Below are 7,836 nucleotides of genomic sequence, written 5' to 3' on the forward strand. Positions count from 1 at the left end.
CTAGCACCGGCCGCTCGGCGCCCTCGTAGCCGAATGTCACACGCTCGAACGCGATGTTGTCGGTGATGCGCGGCAGCTCGGCGGCGCCTGGTCGGTCGGCGATCGGCGTCGGCTCGTCGAGCAATTCTTCCATGTGGCGCACCGCGGCCGCTGAGGCGATCGATACCGGGATGTAATGCATCACATGGGCAATGTTGTACGACACCTCCCAGAACGCGCTCTCGAAGGTGACGAAAGTGCCGACCGTGATCTGCCCTTTGGTGGCCAGATAGGCGCCGATCGCCAGCACCACCAAATGCAGCAGCAGCACCGCTACCGTGACCGAACGCTCGACCATCGAGCGCAGGAACACCGCCTCGGCGATCTTGTTGCGCGTCGTGTTGTTGCGCAGCGTGAAGAAGCCGAACATCTTGCGCTGCAGGCTGAACGCCTTGACCACTGCCTGCGCGGCAACGTTTTCCTGCACCATGCCGAGCAGCCCGGCTTCCTGGACCTTCTGCTCGTAGTTCGCCTGCACCGCTTTCGGCGTCAGGATGCGCGGGCCGATCAGCGTGATCGGGAAGATCAGCAGCGCCACAACGGCAAGCTGCCAGTTCAGGAACAGCATCAGGATGATGCCGGCGATCAGCTCCAGCAGTGGCAGCATCGCCGTATTGGCGAAGATCTCGACCACGTTTTCGAACGCCGCCATGTCGATCGAGAATCGCGACAGCGTTTCGCCGCGCTTGGTCTTGGCGAAATAACCCGCCGGCAGCTTTTGGACATGGTCGAAAAGCCGCGTCCGCACGTCGGTGATCACCGATGCGGCGAGCCGCGCGTCCCAGCGCTCGTACCACACCGCCACGATCGAAGTGATGATGCCGGCCACCGCGAGGATCGACAGGATCTTGTACAACTCCTGGAAGTCCTCCTCGCCTAGCGCGTCGTCGATCAGGAACTTCAGGCTGAGCGGCATGATCACGTTGAACAGCGTCTCGACCAGCACGCCGAACACCACGATCGCCACCATCTTGCGATAGTTCGGCAGGATCGGCCGGACATGCCGCGCGATCGTCGCCAGCGCGCCGGCAGCCTCGCGGGCGGTGAAGACGACGAGTTCCTCATCATCATCGTCGTCGTCTTCATCGTCCTCGTCGTCGTCCGCAGCCTTGGCCTTGGCTTTCGGATCCGGCGTCTTGTCCTGGACGATCTGCTTCACTGGCGGCCGAGTGCTCGGCACCGGCGACGCGACGGCGCCGACCGGAATGGCGAACTTCTCATCGAGCGGTGACGCGGCTGCGCCTTCCGCGGCCGGCTCTCCTGCCGGCGGAGCGGCGGGGGACTGGCTGCCATCGGCGGGCGGATTGGGTGGCTTGCGCGTCATGAAGCGGAACCGTGGCTGGCCGGCGGGAGACGAACTGGCTGGTGACGAAAATGATCGACGCCGTGACTCGTTCGAGCCACGGCGCCGCAATCCTTAAGCGAGGACGGCCATTCCGGCCAAGCCGTTCGTGCTCAATCTTCCTCGTCGACCTTGTCGAAGAACGAATAGCGCAGGCTGTCCGCGTCGCCGTACCACTGGCCCGGCCCCTTGCCGGCCTTCAGCGTCGCTTCCCAGAGCTGGTCGCTGCAATCATTGCGATGCATCGACAGATCGAATCCATTGTTGAAGAACAGCTCCGACCACTCCCACCAGGTGCCAAGCTTCTTCACGGCACGCAGCAGGTCGTAGCGGTCCACGACCTTGGGGTCCATGTCGCTGGTGACCGAGCCGAACACCAGGCCGATGCGGGTGACGCGATTGAGTTCGCGGACGGCCTTGACGACGCGTGCCTCCGGCACATGGCACAGGCTGGTCTCGAACACGAAGTCGAACGAGTCGTCCTCGAACGGCAGTTCGGCGATCGAGCCGAACTGATTGTAGGCCTTCAGCGCCTCTGGGGTCTTGGCGAGGATGCCGCGGTTGTTCTCGACGCCCCAGGCATCGATGCCGCGCTCGCGCAGCGCGCCGACCAACTCGCCGCTGGCCGAGCCGGCCACCAGCAGCTTGGCGCCCTGCGGCACGTCCCAGACCGTCCGGATCATCTCGAGCAGATAATCGGGGTTGGTGAATTGCTGCCAGACCTCGCGATATGGGCCCTGGTTGCGGTAGTTCTCGAAATAGGAGGCATCGATCTTGTCGGACACCGCCTTCTCCGCCAGCGCACGGGCGCGGCGCAGCTTCATCGTTTCGGTGACGATGATGTCCGTCGCCGCATCGGACGAGTCCAAAAGGCCGTTCAGCGTCGAGTCGAATAGATAGTCGCCGACGATCACGAAACCCGGATGGTTCTTCGGCTCCGGCCGATGATTGGTCATCACGTCGCGCACCGGCAGGCCGCCAGGGATGCAGTTGACCGACGACAGCCAGCGATGGGTCTTGCCTTCCAGGAAATGATCGCGCGCATCGCCGATCGCGGCCGGCAGCGACTTCAGCGCCAGGTCGATCAGCTCCTTGTCGGTGAGGTTCGAGAACGCCAGAGCGTCCGAGCCGGCGACGAGGAAGTTCAGCACGCCGTATTTGCCGACGTCGTGGCGCGAGCCTTCGTTGTAGACGCAGCAGCCGCCGAAGGCTTCCGACATGAACCAGGAACCCGGGATCTTGTCGCCCCAGAACGGCGAATCGAACAGCAGCGAGATACGCAGATAGTGCGCCGGCCGGTCGAAGTAAGCGACGTGCTTGACCATCGCCTTGCGCAGCTGCTCGTTGCCCCAGGACAACGTCGCCAGCCAGTTGTGCGGCAGGCACATCAGCACGAGATCGAAGTCGCGCGTCTCGGGCCCCTTGCCGTTCATCATGTTCAGCTCGTAGCGCCCGCTTTCGGTCTTGCCGACCTTGAGGACGCGATGGTTGAGCTGAATCTCGGCGTCGACTTCGGAGCGCAGGCCCTCGATCAGTTGCTCGTTGCCGTTCTGGATCGAATACAGGCCGATATAGCCGTCGATATCCATCACGAAGTTCTTCAGCGCATTGAGCCCGTTGGTGTTGTGGCTCTCGGTCGCGATGTCGGATCGTGCCATCACCTTGAAGAACCGCTTGGCGATCGGGTCGTCGATCTCCTTGTCGAGCAACTGCTCGCAGTTCTCCCAGGCCCAGGGGTGCTCATTGTCCTGCGCGCCGACGCCTTCGTAGTAGCCGACGGGGCTGATCTGCTCGGAGCACTTCTTGCGGAAAGCGAGGATCGCTTCGGCAGTCTTGTCGCCGTACTTCTTGCGCATCCCAGGAACGTCGTTGAGTAGCTCGCCGTCGAGCTGCACTTGCTCCGCATCCATCGGGATGGTCTGCAGGCCGAAATGCTGGACCAGCTCGCGCAGCGGGTCCGGGCCGGTCATCGAGTAGTCGTACAGCTCGGCGACGCCCGCCTCGTACAGCGCCGGCGCCGTATCGAAGGTCCGGGAGACGATCTTGCCGCCGAGGCGGTCGGATGCTTCGAAAATCGTGATCCGGCACAACGGGCCAAGCTTCTTCTTCAGATACCAGGCGCTCATCAGGCCGCCCGGGCCGCCACCAACGATTGCAAGGTCAAACATCTCGGTCTTTCAACGCATGGCGCAGGCCGTTCGCCGCGCCGCCAAACCCGATTCACTCTGCGGCGCTCGGGCTGCTTCGATTCTCTGCGAAAATCAGCTTCTGATCAATGGCTTAAGGCTGATTTTGACGTCGAACCGGCGCCCCTGCCGGAAGGATCGCGTCGTTCATGAACAGGAAGACGCTTTTCACCTGAAGGAAAGATGAACGGAGCGTGAGAACAGACAAAAACGCCCTCGGTTACCGCCATCGTATTGCGTCCAAAGCCATTTTTTCGGCATCGATCGGTTCCGTCGGAGCGGGCTAAGTGGAGGTACACAACTCCTCCCGTCGGATGGGCCGTCCGAGGACGAAGGCATAAGGAAGCGCGGCGACATCCGAGTTCAAAAGCAAAGAGCCGGCGTGCTGTACGCACGCCGGCTCTTTCTTTGTTCGACTGCTGCGGCGGATTATTCCGCCGGCGGCAACTGCAGCGGTTCGGCTTCCGGAGCGGCCGGCGGCACGACGGCAGCCTGCTTCTCGCGCTCGTCGAGGATCAGCCGGTCGCGCTTGAGAGCGACTTCGCGGATCTTGGCCATCGAGGCGCCGGTGCCGGCCGGGATCAGGCGGCCGACGATGACGTTTTCCTTGAGGCCTTCCAGCGGATCCACCTTGCCGTTGACGGCGGCTTCGGTGAGCACGCGGGTGGTCTCCTGGAACGACGCCGCCGAGAAGAACGACCGGGTCTGCAGCGAGGCCTTTGTGATGCCGAGCAGCACGGGATTGCCGGTGGCACTCTTCTTGCCCTCTTCCTTCGCCTTGGCGTTGATCGCGTCGAACTCGATCTTGTCGATCTGTTCGCCAGAGATCATGTCGGTCTCGCCCTGGTCGGTGATCTCGATCTTCTGCAGCATCTGGCGAACGATCACCTCGATGTGCTTGTCGTTGATCAACACGCCCTGCAGTCGGTAGACCTCCTGGATTTCGTTGACCAGGTAGGCAGCGAGTTCCTCGATGCCCTTGATCGCCAGGATGTCGTGCGGCGCCGGGTTGCCTTCGACGATGAAGTCGCCCTTTTCGACGATGTCGCCGTCCTGAAGGTGGATGTGCTTGCCCTTCGGGATCAGGTACTCGCGCGCCTCTTCTTCCTTGTCCATCGGTTCGATCGAGATCCGACGCTTGTTCTTGTAGTCGCGGCCGAACCGGATGGTGCCGGCGATTTCCGCGATGATGGCGGCGTCCTTCGGCTTGCGGGCCTCGAACAGTTCCGCCACCCGCGGCAGACCGCCGGTGATGTCGCGGGTCTTCGCGCTTTCGGTCGAGATACGCGCGAGGATGTCGCCGGGCTTCACCTGGGCGCCGACGTCGACCGAAAGAATGGCGTCGACCGAAAGCATGTACCGGGCGTCGCCGCCACGGGCCAGCTTCAGCACCTTGCCGTCCTTGCCCTTCACCACGATCGCCGGACGCAGGTCCGCGCCGCCGCGGCTCGAGCGCCAGTCGATGACGATACGCTTGGCGATACCGGTCGATTCGTCGAGCGTTTCCGAGATCGACTGATCTTCGATCAGATCCTCGAAATCGATCGTGCCCTCGACCTCGGTCAGGATCGGCCGGGTGTACGGGTCCCACTCGGCGATGCGCTGGCCGCGCTTCACCTGATCGCCCTCGTCGACGTGCATGCGCGCGCCGTACTGGATGCGGTGGGTCGCACGCTCGGTGCCGTCCGGGTCGACGATCGCAACGACCATGTTGCGGACCATCGCCACGTTGTGGCCCTCGCCGTTCCGCGCGATCGCACGGTTCTTGATGACGACCTTGCCCTCGAAGTTCGACTCGATCACCGACTGCTCGTTGATCTGCGCCGCACCGCCGATGTGGAACGTACGCATCGTGAGCTGCGTGCCCGGTTCGCCGATCGACTGCGCGGCGATAACACCGACCGCCTCGCCGTGGTTGACCGGCGTACCGCGGGCGAGATCGCGCCCGTAGCACTTGCCGCAGATGCCGTTGACCAGCTCGCAGGTCAGTGCCGAGCGGATCTTCACCTCCTGCACACCGGCCAACTGGATCGCCTCGACGTCACGCTCTTCCATGAGCTTGCCGCGCGGGATGATCACCTCGTTGGTGTTCGGATCGCGCACGTCCTCGCCCGCGGTACGGCCGAGAATGCGCGAACCGAGCGACGCCACCACGGTGCCGGCGTCGATGATCGCCCGCATCTTGATGCCGAGCGAGGTGCCGCAATCATCCTGCGTGATGATGCAGTCCTGCGCCACGTCGACCAGACGGCGGGTCAGGTAGCCGGAGTTCGCGGTCTTCAGCGCGGTGTCCGCGAGACCCTTGCGGGCGCCGTGGGTCGAGTTGAAGTACTCGAGAACCGAGAGACCTTCCTTGAAGTTCGAGATGATCGGCGTCTCGATGATCTCACCCGACGGCTTGGCCATCAGGCCGCGCATACCGGCGAGCTGACGCATCTGGGCCGGCGAACCACGCGCACCGGAGTGGGCCATCATGTAGATCGAGTTGACCTGGTTGTCGGCGCCGTCCGCGTTCTTTCGGATCGCGGAGATCTCCTTCATCATCTCCTTGGCGATTTCCTCGGAGGCCTTCGACCATGCGTCGACCACCTTGTTGTACTTCTCGCCATGGGTGATGAGACCGTCGTTGTACTGCTGCTCGAAATCCTTCGTCAGCGTACGGGTGGTATCGACGATCTTCCACTTCGAGCCCGGCACGACCATGTCGTCCTTGCCGAACGAAATGCCCGCCTTGAAAGCGTTGAAGAAGCCCAGCGCCATGATGCGGTCGCAGAAGATCACCGTCTCCTTCTGACCGCAGTGACGATAGACCTGATCGATCACGCCGGAGATCTCGCGCTTGGTCATCAGCTTGTTGATGACCTCGAACGGCAGCTTAACCGACTTCGGCAGCACCTGACCGAGCAGGATGCGGCCCGCGGTGGTTTCGATCAGCCGCATATAGGGCTTGCCCTCGTCGTCGAGGGATTCCCAGCGGTACTTGATCTTGGTGTGCAGGTGAATGACCTTGGAGAACAGTGCGTGCTCCATCTCGGCCAGATCGCCGAACACCTTGCCCTCGCCCGGCAGGCCTTCCCGCAGGATCGACAGGTAGTACAAGCCGAGCACGATGTCCTGCGACGGCACGATGATCGGCTGGCCGTTCGCGGGATGCAGGATGTTGTTGGTCGACATCATCAGCACGCGCGCTTCCAGCTGCGCTTCGAGCGACAGCGGGACGTGCACGGCCATCTGGTCGCCGTCGAAGTCAGCGTTGAACGCCGCGCAGACCAGCGGATGCAGCTGGATCGCCTTGGCTTCGATCAGCACCGGCTCGAACGCCTGAATGCCGAGACGATGCAGCGTCGGCGCGCGGTTCAGCAGCACCGGATGTTCGCGGATCACCTCGTCGAGGATGTCCCAAACCTCCGGCCGCTCCTTCTCGACCAGCTTCTTGGCCTGCTTGACGGTGGTCGACAGACCCTTGGCGTCGAGCCGCGAGTAGATGAACGGCTTGAACAGTTCGAGCGCCATCTTCTTCGGCAGACCGCACTGATGCAGCTTCAGCTCGGGACCGACCACGATCACCGAACGGCCCGAATAGTCGACGCGCTTGCCGAGCAGGTTCTGACGGAACCGGCCCTGCTTGCCCTTCAGCATGTCGGCGAGCGACTTCAGCGGACGCTTGTTGGCGCCGGTGATGACGCGGCCGCGGCGGCCGTTGTCGAACAGCGCGTCCACAGCTTCCTGCAGCATGCGCTTTTCGTTGCGGATGATGATGTCCGGAGCGCGCAGCTCCATCAGGCGCTTCAACCGGTTGTTACGGTTGATGACGCGGCGATAGAGGTCGTTGAGGTCGGAGGTCGCGAACCGGCCGCCGTCGAGCGGCACCAGCGGCCGCAGGTCCGGCGGGATCACCGGCACCACGGTCAGGATCATCCACTCCGGCTTGTTGCCCGAGTAGCGGAACGCTTCGACGATCTTCAGACGCTTGGCGAGCTTCTTGTGCTTGATGTCGGAGTCGGTCTCGGCCATCTCGACGCGCAGCTGCGCATCGATCTTTTCGAGATCGAGGCCCTTCAGCAATTCACGGATCGCCTCGGCGCCGATCATGGCGGTGAAGCTGTCCTGGCCGAATTCGTCCTGGGCGCGGAGGTACTCTTCCTCCGACAGCAGCTGACGCTCCTTGAGCGAGGTCAGACCCGGCTCCAGCACCACGTAGTATTCGAAGTACAGGATCCGCTCGAGGTCCTTCAGCGTCATGTCGAGCAGCTGCCCGATGCGCGACGG

Annotated in this window: 3 protein-coding genes; all 3 read right to left on the bottom strand. The window is 63.0% G+C overall.

The features are described from left to right. The coding region (locus tag ACOJTD_RS14700) for an ABC transporter transmembrane domain-containing protein (RefSeq protein ID WP_420133639.1) at window positions 1-1,363 on the bottom strand (1,363 nt) is incomplete at its 3' end. A gap of 131 nt (window positions 1,364-1,494) precedes the next feature. Next, the gene (locus ACOJTD_RS14705; RefSeq protein WP_420133640.1) at window positions 1,495-3,549 is read right to left on the bottom strand and encodes an FAD-dependent oxidoreductase; all 2,055 of its coding nucleotides are present in this window, start codon (window positions 3,547-3,549) and stop codon (window positions 1,495-1,497) included. 447 nt (window positions 3,550-3,996) lie between these two features. Further along, on the bottom strand, window positions 3,997-7,836 hold a 3,840-nt coding region (gene rpoC / locus ACOJTD_RS14710), incomplete at its 5' end, for a DNA-directed RNA polymerase subunit beta' (protein WP_420133641.1).

Source organism: Rhodopseudomonas sp. (assembly GCF_048594845.1).
Taxonomy (GTDB): Bacteria; Pseudomonadota; Alphaproteobacteria; order Rhizobiales; family Xanthobacteraceae; genus Rhodopseudomonas.